This is a genomic window from Bacillus sp. 1780r2a1, from assembly GCA_024134725.1.
GTDB classification, from domain to species: domain Bacteria; phylum Bacillota; class Bacilli; order Bacillales; family Bacillaceae_H; genus Priestia; species Priestia aryabhattai_A.
In genome coordinates, this window is record CP099863.1 from 482,171 (window position 1) to 496,928 (window position 14,758).

At 38.5% G+C, this 14,758-nt stretch carries 19 protein-coding genes; 9 read left to right on the plus strand and 10 right to left on the minus strand.

Annotation, left to right across the window (positions count from 1 at the left end; genetic code table 11):
- The first annotated feature begins 53 nt into the window (after positions 1–53).
- The 3 genes from NIZ91_02525 (at position 54) to NIZ91_02535 (ending at position 2,447) form a co-directional block, all read left to right on the plus strand.
- Positions 54–890, plus strand: coding sequence for a transporter substrate-binding domain-containing protein (locus NIZ91_02525; GenBank protein USY55579.1), 837 nt, complete (start codon positions 54–56; stop codon positions 888–890).
- A gap of 63 nt (positions 891–953) precedes the next feature.
- Positions 954–1,682 carry an amino acid ABC transporter permease gene (locus NIZ91_02530; protein USY55580.1) on the plus strand — a complete coding sequence of 243 codons (729 nt, stop codon included), beginning with the start codon at positions 954–956 and terminating at the stop codon, positions 1,680–1,682.
- Positions 1,683–1,706: 24 nt separating this feature from the next.
- The gene (locus NIZ91_02535) at positions 1,707–2,447 is read left to right on the plus strand and encodes an amino acid ABC transporter ATP-binding protein (protein USY55581.1); all 741 of its coding nucleotides are present in this window, start codon (positions 1,707–1,709) and stop codon (positions 2,445–2,447) included.
- 25 nt (positions 2,448–2,472) lie between these two features.
- Here the strand turns inward: NIZ91_02535 and NIZ91_02540 are convergent, their stop codons facing one another.
- The gene (locus NIZ91_02540) at positions 2,473–3,087 is read right to left on the minus strand and encodes a TetR/AcrR family transcriptional regulator (protein USY55582.1); all 615 of its coding nucleotides are present in this window, start codon (positions 3,085–3,087) and stop codon (positions 2,473–2,475) included.
- Between the two features lie 180 nt (positions 3,088–3,267).
- On the opposite strand from NIZ91_02540, the gene kynU reads away from it, so the two are divergent.
- The 4 genes from kynU (at position 3,268) to kynB (ending at position 7,561) form a co-directional block, all read left to right on the plus strand.
- Positions 3,268–4,542, plus strand: a complete 1,275-nt coding sequence (gene kynU / locus NIZ91_02545; protein ID USY55583.1) for a kynureninase — start codon at positions 3,268–3,270, stop codon at positions 4,540–4,542.
- A gap of 72 nt (positions 4,543–4,614) precedes the next feature.
- On the plus strand, positions 4,615–6,045 hold the full coding sequence (locus tag NIZ91_02550) for an amino acid permease (GenBank protein USY55584.1): 1,431 nt from the start codon (positions 4,615–4,617) through the stop codon (positions 6,043–6,045).
- A 12-nt stretch (positions 6,046–6,057) separates the two neighbouring features.
- A complete protein-coding gene (kynA, locus tag NIZ91_02555; GenBank protein USY55585.1) occupies positions 6,058–6,912 on the plus strand; it encodes a tryptophan 2,3-dioxygenase in 855 nt (284 codons plus the stop codon).
- A gap of 25 nt (positions 6,913–6,937) precedes the next feature.
- Entirely contained in the window at positions 6,938–7,561 is a 624-nt protein-coding gene (gene kynB, locus NIZ91_02560) for an arylformamidase (protein USY55586.1), read from the plus strand.
- A 38-nt stretch (positions 7,562–7,599) separates the two neighbouring features.
- On the opposite strand, the gene NIZ91_02565 is transcribed toward kynB, so the two are convergent.
- From NIZ91_02565 to NIZ91_02590, 6 genes are read right to left on the minus strand one after another with little or no spacing between them, the layout of a single operon-like run.
- Entirely contained in the window at positions 7,600–8,073 is a 474-nt protein-coding gene (locus NIZ91_02565) for a DMT family transporter (GenBank protein ID USY55587.1), read from the minus strand.
- Positions 8,074–8,094: 21 nt separating this feature from the next.
- Positions 8,095–8,523: a DMT family transporter gene (locus NIZ91_02570; GenBank protein ID USY55588.1), complete on the minus strand. Its 429-nt coding sequence runs from the start codon at positions 8,521–8,523 to the stop codon at positions 8,095–8,097.
- Positions 8,524–8,577: 54 nt separating this feature from the next.
- Complete coding sequence (locus NIZ91_02575; GenBank protein ID USY55589.1) at positions 8,578–8,898, minus strand: metalloregulator ArsR/SmtB family transcription factor; 321 nt, start codon at positions 8,896–8,898, stop codon at positions 8,578–8,580.
- A gap of 44 nt (positions 8,899–8,942) precedes the next feature.
- Positions 8,943–9,422: a hypothetical protein gene (locus NIZ91_02580; GenBank protein USY55590.1), complete on the minus strand. Its 480-nt coding sequence runs from the start codon at positions 9,420–9,422 to the stop codon at positions 8,943–8,945.
- A 60-nt stretch (positions 9,423–9,482) separates the two neighbouring features.
- Positions 9,483–9,770, minus strand: a complete 288-nt coding sequence (locus NIZ91_02585) for a hypothetical protein (GenBank protein USY55591.1) — start codon at positions 9,768–9,770, stop codon at positions 9,483–9,485.
- A gap of 49 nt (positions 9,771–9,819) precedes the next feature.
- On the minus strand, positions 9,820–10,083 hold the full coding sequence (locus NIZ91_02590; protein ID USY55592.1) for a hypothetical protein: 264 nt from the start codon (positions 10,081–10,083) through the stop codon (positions 9,820–9,822).
- Between the two features lie 182 nt (positions 10,084–10,265).
- Between NIZ91_02590 and NIZ91_02595 the strand changes: the two genes are divergently transcribed.
- Together NIZ91_02595 and NIZ91_02600 are read left to right on the plus strand one after the other, a co-directional pair.
- Positions 10,266–10,442 (plus strand): hypothetical protein, encoded by a 177-nt coding sequence (locus NIZ91_02595; GenBank protein USY55593.1) that lies wholly within the window; start codon positions 10,266–10,268, stop codon positions 10,440–10,442.
- A 273-nt stretch (positions 10,443–10,715) separates the two neighbouring features.
- A complete protein-coding gene (locus tag NIZ91_02600; GenBank protein ID USY55594.1) occupies positions 10,716–11,387 on the plus strand; it encodes a zinc ribbon domain-containing protein in 672 nt (223 codons plus the stop codon).
- Between the two features lie 64 nt (positions 11,388–11,451).
- Here NIZ91_02600 and NIZ91_02605 read toward each other — a convergent pair whose 3' ends face one another.
- The 3 genes from NIZ91_02605 to NIZ91_02615 form a co-directional block, all read right to left on the minus strand.
- Positions 11,452–12,819: an amino acid permease gene (locus NIZ91_02605; GenBank protein USY55595.1), complete on the minus strand. Its 1,368-nt coding sequence runs from the start codon at positions 12,817–12,819 to the stop codon at positions 11,452–11,454.
- Positions 12,820–13,024: 205 nt separating this feature from the next.
- Entirely contained in the window at positions 13,025–13,705 is a 681-nt protein-coding gene (locus tag NIZ91_02610; GenBank protein ID USY55596.1) for an ABC transporter ATP-binding protein, read from the minus strand.
- Position 13,706: 1 nt separating this feature from the next.
- Positions 13,707–14,741, minus strand: coding sequence for an ABC transporter permease (locus NIZ91_02615; GenBank protein USY55597.1), 1,035 nt, complete (start codon positions 14,739–14,741; stop codon positions 13,707–13,709).
- Positions 14,742–14,758 lie beyond the last annotated feature (17 nt).

The window sequence follows — 14,758 nt, forward strand, 5'->3', positions numbered from 1 at the left end:
GTCGTTTTTTTATTGTCTTCAAAGCTTAAAAAGATATAAGGGGGAAACAAATTATGAAAAGAAAAGCAGGGTTTTTCTTAACATTATTGCTTTCAGCAGTCGTTTTATTAGCAGGCTGTGGGCAAAGCAGTGAGTCAGCATCAGGTTCAGGAGATGCTGATACGTTTACGGTAGGTTTAGAAGCGGGCTATCCACCATTTAACTGGACTCAGAACGACGATTCAAATGGCGCGGTTAAAATTAAAGGCAGCTCACAGTATGCAGGCGGCTACGATGTTGAAATGGCCAAGAAAATTGCTGATGGATTAGGCAAAGAGCTAGTAATTGTAAAAACTGAGTGGGATGGACTTGTACCAGCCTTAACATCAGGTAAGATTGATGCGATTGTTGCAGGAATGTCACCAACCTCAGAGCGAAAAGAAACAATCGATTTCTCTGATAACTACTATAATTCAAACTTAGTAATGGTTGTGAAAAAAGGTGGTAAGTATGAGGGAGCTACAAAAATTGCAGATTTCAAAGGTGCAAAAGTTACGGCTCAATTAAACACGTTCCACTATTCAGTAATTGATCAAATTAAAGGTGTATCAAAAGAAACAGCAATGGATAATTTCCCAGCAATGCGCGTAGCGTTAGAGTCAGGAGTTATTGATGGTTATGTATCAGAGCGACCTGAAGCAGTAAGTGCTTCAGCAGCAAACGATAATTTTGCAATGGTTGAGTTCAAAGATGGCTTTAAAACATCAGCTGATGATACAGCTGTAGCGGTAGGTCTTAAAAAAGACAGTGAACTAAAAGAAGAAATTAATAAAGCCTTAAAAGGCATTTCAGAAGACGAGCGCACTAGCATTATGGATACGGCAATCAAAAATCAACCAGCAGCAAAATAATGATGACATAAAACCGGCTGTATACTGCAGTCGGTTTTGTAATGAGGTAAAGGAGGAAGAACGATGAGTTTTGAATGGATTATCACAATCATCTCAGAAAACTGGCCAATGTTCCTACGCGGAGCTGGGATGACGCTGCTAATTGCGCTAACAGGTACCGTTATTGGAGCGATTATTGGGTTGGTTGCCGGTATTGTCCGCACTGTTCCAACGCCAAAGAGCGGGCTGAAAAAAGCAGGGTTGAAGGTAACGAATTTCGTTTTATCTGTATACATTGAATTTTTCCGAGGTACGCCAATGATCGTGCAAGCAATGGTTATTTACTATGGTTCAGCGCTTGCATTTGGGTTTGATATGAACGTGATGTTAGCAGCGGTGATTGTTGTATCAATTAATACGGGAGCATATATGGCTGAGATTGTACGAGGGGGTATTATTTCAGTTGATAAGGGACAGTTCGAGGCAGCTAAAGCCATTGGGATGAATCATTATCAAACAATGATGAATGTTGTTTTGCCTCAAGTTATTCGTAACATCTTACCAGCAACGGGTAACCAGTTTGTGATTAATATTAAAGATACGTCAGTATTGAACGTTATTTCTGTGTCTGAGCTATACTTTGTTACGAAATCAGTCGCAGGAAACAACTTTAGATATTTTGAATCATTCTTTGTTGCTTGTATGATTTACTTCGTCATGACGTTTGCCGTATCACAGATTCTGCGTTACTTTGAGCGTAAATTAGACGGACCCGATAGCTACACGATGATTAAAACGGACCAAAATCGATAATGAAGGGTAAGGAGGTATAAGAAAATGGAACAAGTAATTGATATTCAGCATTTAAACAAAGCTTATGGAAGTCATGAAGTATTAAAGGATATTAATTTCTCTGTTAACAAAGGAGAAGTCGTGACGATTATTGGTTCTTCAGGATCAGGGAAGTCAACGCTTCTTCGCTGTATCAATTTATTAGAACAGCCAAACGGTGGACAGATTATTTACAAAGGCGAAAACATTTTAGATGACCGTCATAATCTTTTTGATTACCGCAAAAACCTAGGAATGGTTTTTCAACAGTTCAACCTATTTGATAACCATAATGTTTTAAATAACTGCGTGGTAGGACAAGTCAAAGTATTAAAGCGTTCAAAAGAAGAAGCTGAAAAGGTAGCGTTGGGCTATTTAAAGGTCGTTGGAATGGATCAATATATTAATGCAAAGCCAAGACAGCTTTCAGGTGGTCAAAAGCAGCGTGTGGCCATTGCTCGTGCTTTGTCCATGAAGCCTGATGTCCTTTTGTTTGATGAACCAACATCAGCTTTAGACCCTGAGATGGTAGGAGAAGTATTAAAGGTTATGAAGGAACTTGCCGAGTCAGGTCTAACAATGCTTATTGTAACGCATGAAATGGAATTTGCTAAAGAGGTATCAGATCGCATTGTCTTTATGGATAAAGGTGTCATTGCAGAAGAAGGTACTCCTGAGCAAATCTTTAATAATCCAACACAAGAACGTACGCGTGAGTTCTTAAAACGTACGTTAAAAGATAAATAAGAAAAGCCCTTGTAGGGGCTTTTTCTTATTTATATAGCCCTCGAATGTAAACAGATGCAATGTTCCGCGCAATTTCTTCAATGGAGCTTTCATATTCATGCCGAACGATATCCCATAGATACATTTCATTAGTGAAAAACCAGCCTCTTGCTACTAACTCATGATTTAATTCATCTCTAGCAAGCCCCTTCTTTTGAGCATAAGCGATATCTTGTGAGATGCGCTGAATAAATTTCTTTCGAATGTTTTTCCAGCTTTCGGACACGACAGGAGCAATTCCAATTGCTTGTTCGAATACCTGCATCATGCTGCGTTCATGCTCGGCCATATGTAAAAAAGCATTTGTTTGTTTATGAATGATATCCGTTGCTTCCTCTTTTGTTTGTGGAAAAAAGGAGGTTTCTGCAATCTTATAGAATTCCGCCATGACGCTGTCCATGAGAACGATTAATAGCTCTTCTTTTCCTTTAAAATGAACGTACGCTGTTCCGTAGCCAACTTCAGCTTTTTCAATAACCTGTTTAATGGTTGTTTTTTGAAACCCTTCTTCCATAAACACTTCTTTGGCTGCGTGTAATAGTTTTTGGCGCGTTTTAATCGAACGCAAATGTCGCTTATCTTCTATGTTATGTTCTGTCATGATGGACGATCCCTCCCAGCTTTCTTTAATTTCTAGCATATAGAAAATCTGATAAAAGGAAAAGAGGTAGTTTCTGAAAATGTTTATAATTTTCAGAAATATAATATTGACACTGTGTCATATTGTTTGATAATCTTTTGTTAAGATAGCGATTACAAATGCTAAAAGGGGGAGAATACGATGTTTGACTCAACAAAAGAATGCGCAGAGAAGCTGGATGCGCAGGATAAATTAGCGGCTTTTCGAGAAGAATTTTACCTCAAGCCAGGCAGTATTTATATGGATGGAAATTCGCTAGGGCTTCTATCGAAGCGAGCTGAAACAACGCTGATGGAAGTTATCACAGATTGGAAAGAGCAGGGAATTGACGGCTGGACACAAGGGAAATATCCTTGGTTTTCACTATCTGAACAACTTGGTGAAATGATGGCGCCGCTTGTAGGAGGTTCTCCTGAAGAGGTTATTGTAACAGGTTCAACAACGGTAAACCTTCATCAACTCGTTTCAACGTTTTACGAACCAAGCGGAACACGTACGAAAATTTTAGCGGATGAGCTGACGTTTCCATCCGATATCTATGCGCTTCAAAGTCAGCTGCGTACGCGTGGCTACGATCCCGATGAACATTTAGTTTGCGTAAAAAGCCGCGATGGTCGCTTTTTAGAGGAAGAGGATATCATTGAAGCGATGACAGATGAGGTAGCGTTAATTGTCTTGCCAACTGTCTTGTATCGAAGCGGTCAAGTATTAGATATGGAACGCTTGACTACGGAAGCTCATAAGCGCGGAATCATTATTGGATTTGACGGCTGCCATTCCATTGGAGCAATTCCTCATCAGTTTAGCGACTGGGGCGTTGATTTTGCTTACTGGTGCAACTATAAACATTTAAACGGTGGGCCAGGAGCTGTTGGTGGTTTATACGTGAATAAAAAGCATTTTGGGACTCTTCCAGGCTTAGCAGGTTGGTTCAGCTCAACGAAAGAAAAGCAGTTTGATATGGAGCATACGCTAACACCGGCTCATACAGCAGGTGCTTATCAGATTGGTACGCCACATGTGCTCAGTCTGGCACCGCTAATCGGATCACTTGAGCTGTTTAAGGAAGCAGGCATTGAACGCATTCGAACAAAATCACTTCGTATTAACCGGTACTTAATGGATTTACTAAACGCAGAGTTAAAAGAATACGGGTTTACTCTTGGCAGCCATACGGATGACAAACGCCGAGGTGGCCACGTGAGTCTTGAACATAAAGAAGCAGCACGTATTTGTAAAGCGTTAAAGAAAGAAGGAATTATTCCTGACTTTCGTGCGCCAAATATTATTCGCTTAGCACCTGTAGCTTTATATACGTCCTATAGCGAGGTGTGGGAAGTAGTTCAAGCATTGAAAAAAATCATGAGTGAGAAGCTTTACGAACAATTTAAAAACGAGCGCGAAGTCGTCGCGTAAATTAACAGCTGCTTACTTGAACGAAGTAAGCAGTTTCTATAGGTAAAAGTTCAATCTAAGAGGAGATGACCTATGAAAACCAATCAATCTCACCTGCATACGAATGAAAATCAAGATAAAGGGTTGAAGCGAAAGTTAAAAACGAGCCAGCTGACGATGATTTCAATGGGCTGTGCAATTGGTACAGGTTTATTTTTAGGAAGTGGACTTGCAATTCAAACAGCTGGGCCAAGCGTATTGGCTAGCTATGCGTTAGGAGCATTTGTTGTACTACTTTTAATGGGATGCTTAGCAGAAATGACCGTTGCTCACCCGACAGCAGGATCGTTTGGTACCATTTCTGAAAAGTATGTTCATCCGCTCGCAGGCTTTTTAGTTCGCTATTCGTATTGGATTGCTAACGTACTGGCAGTAGGAGTAGAGGTGAGCGCCATTGCATTATACATGAAGTATTGGTTTCCAACCGTTCCAGGGGTAGTGTGGATTGTGATATTCGCTGGAGTTTTAATTTATATTAACGCAACGAGCGTAAACACGTTTGCAACGTTTGAATATTGGTTTTCAATGATTAAAATTAGCGCTATCGTAGGCTTTATCCTCTTAGGTTCATACATATTATTTGGTGCAGAGCCAAGTTCAGCCATCGGTACGAAAAATCTTGTCAACGATGGAGGCTTTCTACCGTTCGGCTTTTGGGGTATGTGGGTGGCCGTTTTTATTTCGCTTTTTAGCTTTCTAGGAACAGAAATGATTGCCGTTACTTCTGGAGAAGCAAAAGATCCTGATGTGGCCGTTCCAAAAGCACTCAAAGCAACAGTATTTCGCTTAACAACGTTTTACGTTTTAACAATTGGTATTATGCTGATGATTGTCCCGTGGCAACAAGCCCAGGTTGACAAAAGCCCGTTTGTCAAAGTGATGGAGATTTTAAATATTCCAGCGGCATCTGGCATTATGAACTTTATTATTTTAACAGCGGCTCTTTCTGCGATGAATAGCCAGCTGTATGCGTCGACACGCATGCTGTTTTCTTTGTCAAAAACAAATAATGCTCCGGCATTTTTAGGGAAGCTCAGCAAGAAAAGCGTACCAGTTTGGGCATTAGGTATTTCAACTGGTGGCATCTTTTTAGCTGCGGCTGTCAACGCTTTTATTCCTGGGTCTTCCTATGCCTTTATGATGGGTATTTCCATGTTTGGCGCGATGTTTACCTGGTTTATGATTTTTATATCTCATCTGTTTTTTCGTAAAAAATGGGAGAAATCAGGTGGGCGCGTGCTCCCTGTGCGAATGATGGGCTTTCCGTACTTAACCATTTTAGGAGCTATTTTGCTACTTATCCTTATGATTACAACATGGTTCACAGACTTTAAGATTATGCTTCAATTTGGTATTCCATGGCTTATATTTTTAACAATTGCATATTTTATTGCAAAGCGTAAGAAGGTAGACGTAGGTGCACCTAGAAATATAGTAAAAGATGAATTTAAAGAGATGCAATAAGGGGGACATAACATGAATACGCCAAACGAAAAGAAGAGAACGGCGATAGAATTAGAACAAAACCTACAGACGAACTTTGAAAAAGCAATGTCATACGGAGATTACTTACAGCTTGATTCCATACTATCAAGTCAGCATCGCCTCTCCGATCACCATGATGAAATGCTGTTTATTGTTATTCACCAAGCAAGCGAGCTGTGGATGAAGCTTATTCTGCATGAGCTCTCGGCTGCGATTGCCTGCATTCGTGAAAACAATCTAGAACCTTCGTTTAAAATGCTTTCTCGCGTGTCACGAATTCAGCAGCAGCTCATTCAGTCATGGAGCGTGCTTTCTACGTTGACGCCAGCTGAATACATGGAATTTCGCGATAAGCTTGGACAATCATCAGGATTTCAGTCGTATCAAAATCGTTTAATTGAATTTGCACTTGGTAATAAGAACATTCATGCGCTTTCGGTGTACAAACACGACGAAGCACTCTACGAAAAGATGACTCAGGCTCTTTATGAACCTAGCATTTATGATGCTTCTATTCGAGCGCTTGTAAAGAGAGGATTAAAAGTAGATGAGGAAGCATTGCAGCGTGACTGGTCACAGCCATATGAACCAAATGAAAGCGTAGAAGAAGCATGGCTAACGGTATATCGAAATGTTGATCAGTATTGGGACCTGTACGAATTAGCTGAAAAGCTTGTTGATATTGGTAATCAGCAGCAAACATGGCGCTTTAGCCATATGAGTACCGTTGAACGAATTATCGGCAATAAGCCGGGAACAGGAGGTTCTTCAGGGGTAAACTATTTAAAACGTGCGCTTGATAAGCATTTCTTCCCGGAATTATGGAGTCTACGTACAAAGCTATAAGGATAGATAGAAAGGGTGCTAGATAATGAATAAATGGATCGATGTTTCACAACCGCTTAATAACAAGGTGGCGTGTTGGCCAGGCGATACGCCGTTTTCCTACAGGGTGAGCTGGAGTAAAGAGGAGTCTGGTTCAGTCAATGTAGGTGAAATTACAATGAGTGTACATACAGGTACTCATATTGATGCTCCTTTTCATTTTGATAGTGAAGGGAAAAAAGTAAAGGACTTAGACGTGAACCTTTATATTGGAGAATCGAAAGTTGTGCACCTTCACAATCCTTCCAGCATAAGCGTTGAAGATCTAAAAAAAATCGACTTAGCTGGGGTAACGCGACTGCTTATTAAGACCGGTGCGTGGACGAATCGCGAGACCTTTCCAACGTCTATTCCACCTGTAGATAAAGGGGTAGCCGAATATCTGGAAGAACAAGGCGTTCGTTTGCTTGGTCTCGACCTACCCTCAGTGGACCCGCTTGATAGCAAAGAGCTAGCTGCACATCATGAACTGGCGGCACATAGCGTTCATATTTTAGAAGGACTTGTGCTTGATACTATTGAGGAAGGAGACTATGAGTTAGCCGCTTTACCACTTTCACTAGCGGAAGCAGACGGAAGCCCAGTACGCGCGGTGTTGAGAAAGAAATAATCTAACAAAAGCCACTCGTTTAGAGTGGCTTTTATCGTCTATGCGACTTTTGAAGTTGTTTTTTCAACAGACTTTTTGTTTCCAACATAGATTAATCTTAAAGCAATTAACATTAGCACAATAGCGAGCCCACGTTTCCAGTCTAATGAAATTTGTGTACCGCCAAAGAATCCAAAGTGATCAATAATAATTCCTGCGCTTAGTTGGCCAATAACCGTAGAAATATTGGCTGCAATAACACCAATTTTCGGAACGGCTAAAACAGTTAAGAATAAATAGCCAACCCCAAACCAAACCGCACTTAGCTGCCATTTTGGCGCATCTAAAAGAGCTAATACATCACCTTTGCCAAAAAATAAAATGAGTAAAAATAAAACAAGTGCACCTGTTGCAAAGGTAAGAAACGCGCTTTCATACGTACCGGCTTTTCTACTGAGCGCCCCGTTTACGGAAGACTGAGCACTAAGTAATACTCCACCGATAACAGCTGCAATGAGCAAGATAAAACTCATCGTAAAACCTCCTTTAATTAATTAAAAAACGAGTAGTAAAGCGATGGCCATCAACGCAACGGCCATTACTTTTTCTTTTGTAATAGGTGTTTTACTACTACCTAACCAGCCTTTATGTTCAATAATCATACTCATTGCCATTTGTCCGACAATTACGCTAATCATTGTTAAGCCAACGCCGAGAAGCGGGACGCCAATAACTAAAATTGTTAAATAAATAACGCCAAATACGCCGCCTGTAAGCTGCCATTTCGGTGCTTTTACCGTATAGGAAAGTGATCCTTTTCCTAAAAACAGCACAACGATTCCTAAGATTACAGAACCAACTGCGAAGTTATAAAAGCTGCTTTCTAGTTTACCAACGGATTGACCTAGCACACCGTAAATGGCACCTTCAATACTAAGAGACATTCCAGCTAACACAGCCACAATATAAATCCAAAATTTCATGATTTCACATCCTTATATCGAGATTTATAGATATGTTAAAGCAAAAAAAAGAACTTACAGCTCTTTTTTTATGATTTCAGCAATCTCCGCAATCTTTTTTTCGTTTCTGCGGTAGTAAGTCCATTTTCCATGTCTTTCTGATTCCAATAATCCAATGCGCTGAAGCATTGAGAGATAATGCGAAGTAGTGGATTGTGATAAGTTTGCGCGTTCTTGAATATCTCCCACACAAACACCACCCTTTTCACTAATAGTTTTTGAAAGGTGCGCAGTAGGCTTATCAAAATACTCCATTGGATCTTTTAACCACTTCAACATTTCTAAACGAGTTTCATTGCCCAAAACCTTAAAAATATCTACAAGTTTATTTTCCATGGCCTTATACTAATCGATAGTTCTCGATATGTAAAGTTTTAAGTTTATCTTTTTATAAACCGCATATGCCAAGGTAATACAAAGGCAAACACAATAAAATATAAAATAACTGAAAAAGCAAAAAAGCTCCAGTTTTTGATATGTAAGTAATCCACTGCAATCATTCCCCACTCAATTAATGTGGAAATGACCGTGAAAAGTATTACTAGCGACCAGCGATTCTTGGCTGTAGCATAATTAACGTAGATGACGGCAAGAGCAGAAGGGATGATGGAATAGCTAACAAATTCTCCAATTCCTGTGACGTTTTTGTCCCCTAAATCAACTAAGTCAAACATTCGACCAACTAAAGAATTGATGACCCATGCGATATAACCGATAAAGCTGAACGTCACATAATAATCAACCCAGTTAATTTCGCGTTTAGGCATAATGAGTGAATAAAGAAACAAAGCGCCGCTTATTACAATAGGAAACCAAACGCCTTTTGCTGATAAATCTATATTTTGCATCCATGAGTTCACGTTGAGACACCTCTTTATGTAAGGGTATCTCTAGTGTTGCCTAAATAATCTATTTTAAAATTAACTCTGTTCTTCTTTTTTCCACATTTTATAGTTATAAAGAACTTGAACAAGAAAGATTAAGCTAATTAAACCAACAAACCCAAAGTACACGAGAAGAGGCCAATGTGAAAGGTAGTACAAAACTCCGCAAGCAATGAAAATGAACGGAATACTTATAAGCGTGAAAATTGAAAAAGTGAGAACCAGCACTCTTTTCTTAATCAGAATACTAATGAAGAATGCTAGAAATAAAATCATGATAAACATAAAGAGGTTTTCAAGAATAAAGTCCAAAACGATATCCATAGCACAGCGTTCCCCCTTAAAGAAAGTAAAATAGTTCCATGTGGAACAGCTATTTTCTACGCTTCATCACTTGAGCAATTGTCATGATGAGTAAAGACAGTACAGCAGCTATAAAAACCATGATGCTCAACGCTCCATAACCAAGCCCTTCCCATCCTCCAACTAGTAAGCTAATTATAAATCCTGCTAGGCTAAGCACTGCTACAGCAAGGGGAATGACATATCGCAACGATTCCTTCTTTCGTCCAATAAGGTAAGAAAAAATAAGAATCACTAAAGTAGTCATAATGATAAAGGTATATGAATTTAGCATAATATCCTCCTTTTCTATTAGTAAAGCTCTATGTGTAAATAAGGATATTAATTCCAATTTAACATAATATAGGATTTGTTGGAAGGGTGTCTTTTATAGATAATTATTATAGATAGAATTACTAAAAAATTCTATTTTATACTATAATAGTAAATGGGTTTGGTGTGTAGAGGAGGGGTTAAATGAATACAGAAGATCGTCTAAGTGAAATAGAAAGAAAGTTAGATGATTTAAATAATAAGCTAGATCAAAGGAACAATAACTCTAGCTCGCGATTTGTTCTTAGAATTGTGCAGGTTATTTCTATTATTTTAATATTCCTAGTACTGATAGGGGTTATTAGCTTTTTTACAGGATAAGAATACAAAAAGGGTTGAGGGAATTCCTCAACCTTTTTCTATGTAAATGAATCAAAAATACCACCATATAAACGCAGTACATAAAAGAAAAAACCTAAAGATAATCATTTGCTGCAATCAAACAAAGATTGAGTTGATGTATACAGTAGGTTGGAATATTGGAGAGTAAAGCATAATAACGTATTGTATAGGTTAATTAGTCTATCTAATTTTATTTATTTTATAGTATAATTTTACTAGTTTGTTATAAAAAAATAGGTAGGAGGGGCAGGGATGAAATTTTGCACAAACTGTGGAAGTTCACTGGGAAGAGAAGATCAGTTTTGTAGCGGGTGCGGTGCAGTAATTGATCGAAGTGAAAAGATGAGTGAACCTGTACAAAAAAAGCAGAACACGTCAGCGCTGCGTGTAGAAGAAGTGGTACGTATGGGAAAGAATAATAAACAACTTACTATTGCTGGTCTTATTTTAATTATCGGTGTCATCATTTACATAATGATTCCAAAAAAGCTCACGGAAGCAGAATATGAGCAGCTCGCTCTCGATTTATTAGTGAAGGATGTAGCGATACAAGAACAGTTTTCGCGTTCAATTGAAAATAGCTCCATTGACACAAACACGGAATGGGATTCAGAGTTTAAACAGTTAACAAAGCCTGCTGAAAGAGCACAAGGTGAGTTTGAAGACATTTATAAAGAATTAAAAGGCGTAAAGCCACCAGAAATGTTTGAACATGACCACCAACTACTATTGAAGGCGTTTCATATTCATAGTGAACTGATGATTGGAGCAGGTGAGTATTTTAAAAACGGAAATGAGGAAGAACTTGAAAACGCAGAAGAATACCAAAGCGAAGCAGAAGATTATTTAGCTCAAACATCTTTTTCTTCTGGTATATATAAAGAACGATTAATCAAGCGAATTGAGAAGCTAGGCATCGAATAAGTTTTATAAAGTAAAGCACCTTCACTTTCTACATTCTTGGTGAAGGTGCTTTTTGTTCATTATGTCAATCATTCAAAGAATCTTGTTTTGTTTTTTTAACTTTATAGAGAACAACGAGCAAAATAAACCAAAAAGGCGTGACAAATAGTGCAACACGCGTATCTGAAGCGAGAGTTAATACCACTAAAATAAATGCTAAAAATATTAAAACTAAATAGTTAGTATAGGGGTAAAGTGGCATTTTGAACGGATTTTCTTTTGCTAAATCAGGACGTTCTTTTTTGTATTTCATATGACAAATAACGATAATCCCCCATATATAAATGAATGATACGGTTGAAATACTCGTGATTAAAGTAAATACACCTTCTGGCATGGTGTAATTTAAAATAACTCCAATTAAAATGATCACAGCTGAGAAAAAGAGTCCGTTTGCAGGCACTTGTCGCGCATTGATTTTTGCTAGAGAACTTGGTGCATCTTGGTCTTTAGCCAGGGAATAAACCATGCGGCTTGTACTGAATACAGCACTATTTCCTGCCGAAGCAGCTGATGTTAAGACGACAAAGTTAACAATCGTAGCAGCGGAAATGATGCCAATTGCAGCGAACACTTGCACAAATGGGCTTTGAGAGGGGTCTACATCATTCCAAGGGTAGATGCTCATGATGACGAAAAGGGAACCGATGTAGAAAAGTAAAATTCGAATAGGGATATTGTTAATAGCAAGTGGGATATTGCGCTCAGGATTCTCTGTTTCTCCTGCCGTTAATCCTACAAGCTCAATTCCTACAAAAGCAAATACAACCATTTGGAATGAGAGAATAAAACCGTTCATGCCATTTGGAAACATGCCTCCGTGAATCCATAAGTTACTCACTCTAGCTGTTCCATTTGGTGTGGACGCACCTTTAATAATCATAAAAGTACCTATAATAATTAAAGCGAGTATGGCAATGATTTTAATTAATGCAAACCAAAATTCCATTTCACCAAATAGCTTGACCGTTGCTAGGTTCATGATGAGTAAAATCACAAGCGCAATGAGGCCTGGTATCCACTGCGATACGGATGGAAACCAATATTGAGTGTAAAGTCCAATAGCTGTTAAATCAGCCATAGCGATACAGATCCAGCAAAACCAATAGGTCCAACCTGTAATAAACCCAAGCATGTCTCCTAAATAATCACGAACAAAATCGACAAAAGAGTGATAATTAAGGTTGCTTAAGAGTAATTCACCTAGTGAGCGCATAATGAGAAAACCAATTAGTCCTGTAATCATATAGGCAAACAAAATAGAAGGTCCCGCTAAGTTAATGGACTTTCCTGATCCCAGAAATAGTCCCGTACCAATGGCACCTCCAATAGCAATTAATTGGACATGTCTATTTTTTAAACCTCTTGCTAATTCTTGCTCTGGCATAAGCATTCCTTCTTTCGTCGCTTTCTAGTTGGTATAACGTAACAAGTCAGTAACTGAATATGGGACACTATGTATCATACTTTGAAAAAATAACACTATAGGATGTAGGGTTAGCATTTTAAAGATTTTTTATCATGGAGTATATCGGTAGACCATCTAAAAAATAAAAAAACAACCTTTTCACCGTGTTAGGTGTGAAAAGGTTGTTTTTTTAATTATTTATAATAATGCCATCGCTCATACGAATCACCCGATTTGTATAGGTAAGCATTTCTTCATCATGCGTAACGATGAGCGTGGTGATTTTTAGGGACTCTGTTAACTTTTGTAAAAGGACCATGATGTCTTTTGAACGCTTTGAATCAAGGCTTGCCGTTGGTTCATCAGCAAATAATACTTTTGGTTTGTGGATGATGGCTCGAGCAATTGCGACGCGCTGTTTTTCTCCTCCTGATAAAGAAGGAGGGTATGCGCTCTTTCGATGCTCCATTTCTACAAGTTTTAAGATATGCTGTACTTCTTGCTTCTTTTCTCGTTTTGACATTGATACTTCGGCTACGTCTAACATTAAGAGAAGCTGTTCTTCAACCGTCAAAAATGGCACAAGGTGAGCAAATTGAAACACAAACCCAAACTTGCTTGCACGCAGTTTCCGTATTTGTTCAGGTTTCATGGTTACCAAGTCATTTCCTTCAAATATAATGTGTCCGCTCGATGCGGACTGTAGTCCAGCTGCAATTGTGAGAAGCGTGCTTTTTCCAGAACCTGATGCACCAACAAGAGCCGTAATTTCACCTTCTTTTAATGAAAGCTTAATTCCTTTTAAAATATCTTCCGTTTGTTCGCCGCTTAGAAACGATTTTTTTACATCTTTTATTGTAAAAGTCGTCATTTTACATCTCTCCTTGCTGAATTGCTTTTAAAGGTTCAATCTTTTTAATTTGTATACCAGATAACGTCGAGCCGATAAAGCCAATAGTCAAAAACACACCAGCAAGCTGAAGAGTAGTTAGAACAGGTAAGCTAAACGGCATTCCTTCAGGTGCTATTAGGTTGAATAGCTGACTACATGTAATGGCTAATACAATAGAAGCAGCAGTGATAATCAGCATTTGCGTCCACATGATGGTAAACAGCCTGCTCGTTTTCATTCCAATTGCTTTTAGAATTCCGTACAGTCCAATTTTTTGAACGTTCATCATATAAAAGAAAATGGCAAACAGCATACCGCTAATAATAATTAAAAACCAAATGATCATATTCAATGACATTTGTTCAGCACTGTAGCTTGGGATGGTACTTAAAAATTCTTTGTTTGAAAAAGATTGAAGACCATTAAAAGATGGAGCTTCATCTATGTTTGGTAAGAAAATTAGCTGCATCTCTTTTGTGGCAAACATTCTTTGATAGTCTCTCTCATTAATGTAAGCAACGGGTGTATGATTATATTTGGCTTCATCGACAAAGCCTTTCACCATAAACGTCCCATCATATTGGTCGTGAGTAAGGGTGTCGCCAACTTTGATTCCTTCTTTTTTCAAAGAAGCGTCTAGTACAACTTCACCTTGATTTAGATTTGGAAATAGCTTTGAATCCGTTGATGTGACAAAGGAAACACTACGTTGTTTATCTCGTTCATCATTTACAAAACCCATTCCAATTGAAAAAGCTACAGCACCTTTATAATCTTTTAGAACACTCTCCTGAACAGAACGGTCAATTGACGAGAGGTTATACGTTTCTTCTGCTTCTTCCGTCATGTAGAACTGTCCGTCAGGCAAATTTTTAATGAGTGCTGCGTTATCCTGCGATAGACCATTTGCAAGGCCTGAAATAATAAAAGTTAAAAAGCTTACAAGAAAGATAATGGAACCTAGTATAAGAAATTTTGCTTTGTTTTTTTTGATTTCTTTCCATGCGATGTTCATCAAAATCTCCTCCAATT

Coding starts and splice junctions, on each gene's coding strand:
- NIZ91_02595 (USY55593.1), top strand. CDS start 10,266: ATGAATACAGAAGATCGTCTAAGTGAAATAGAAAGAAAGTTAGATGAT.
- NIZ91_02600 (USY55594.1), top strand. CDS start 10,716: ATGAAATTTTGCACAAACTGTGGAAGTTCACTGGGAAGAGAAGATCAG.
- NIZ91_02565 (USY55587.1), bottom strand. CDS start 8,073: ATGAGTTTTATCTTGCTCATTGCAGCTGTTATCGGTGGAGTATTACTT.
- kynA (USY55585.1), top strand. CDS start 6,058: ATGAATACGCCAAACGAAAAGAAGAGAACGGCGATAGAATTAGAACAA.
- NIZ91_02550 (USY55584.1), top strand. CDS start 4,615: ATGAAAACCAATCAATCTCACCTGCATACGAATGAAAATCAAGATAAA.
- NIZ91_02610 (USY55596.1), bottom strand. CDS start 13,705: ATGACGACTTTTACAATAAAAGATGTAAAAAAATCGTTTCTAAGCGGC.
- NIZ91_02535 (USY55581.1), top strand. CDS start 1,707: ATGGAACAAGTAATTGATATTCAGCATTTAAACAAAGCTTATGGAAGT.
- kynB (USY55586.1), top strand. CDS start 6,938: ATGAATAAATGGATCGATGTTTCACAACCGCTTAATAACAAGGTGGCG.
- NIZ91_02590 (USY55592.1), bottom strand. CDS start 10,083: ATGCTAAATTCATATACCTTTATCATTATGACTACTTTAGTGATTCTT.
- NIZ91_02530 (USY55580.1), top strand. CDS start 954: ATGAGTTTTGAATGGATTATCACAATCATCTCAGAAAACTGGCCAATG.
- NIZ91_02525 (USY55579.1), top strand. CDS start 54: ATGAAAAGAAAAGCAGGGTTTTTCTTAACATTATTGCTTTCAGCAGTC.
- NIZ91_02575 (USY55589.1), bottom strand. CDS start 8,898: ATGGAAAATAAACTTGTAGATATTTTTAAGGTTTTGGGCAATGAAACT.
- NIZ91_02605 (USY55595.1), bottom strand. CDS start 12,819: ATGCTTATGCCAGAGCAAGAATTAGCAAGAGGTTTAAAAAATAGACAT.
- kynU (USY55583.1), top strand. CDS start 3,268: ATGTTTGACTCAACAAAAGAATGCGCAGAGAAGCTGGATGCGCAGGAT.
- NIZ91_02570 (USY55588.1), bottom strand. CDS start 8,523: ATGAAATTTTGGATTTATATTGTGGCTGTGTTAGCTGGAATGTCTCTT.
- NIZ91_02540 (USY55582.1), bottom strand. CDS start 3,087: ATGACAGAACATAACATAGAAGATAAGCGACATTTGCGTTCGATTAAA.
- NIZ91_02585 (USY55591.1), bottom strand. CDS start 9,770: ATGGATATCGTTTTGGACTTTATTCTTGAAAACCTCTTTATGTTTATC.
- NIZ91_02615 (USY55597.1), bottom strand. CDS start 14,741: ATGAACATCGCATGGAAAGAAATCAAAAAAAACAAAGCAAAATTTCTT.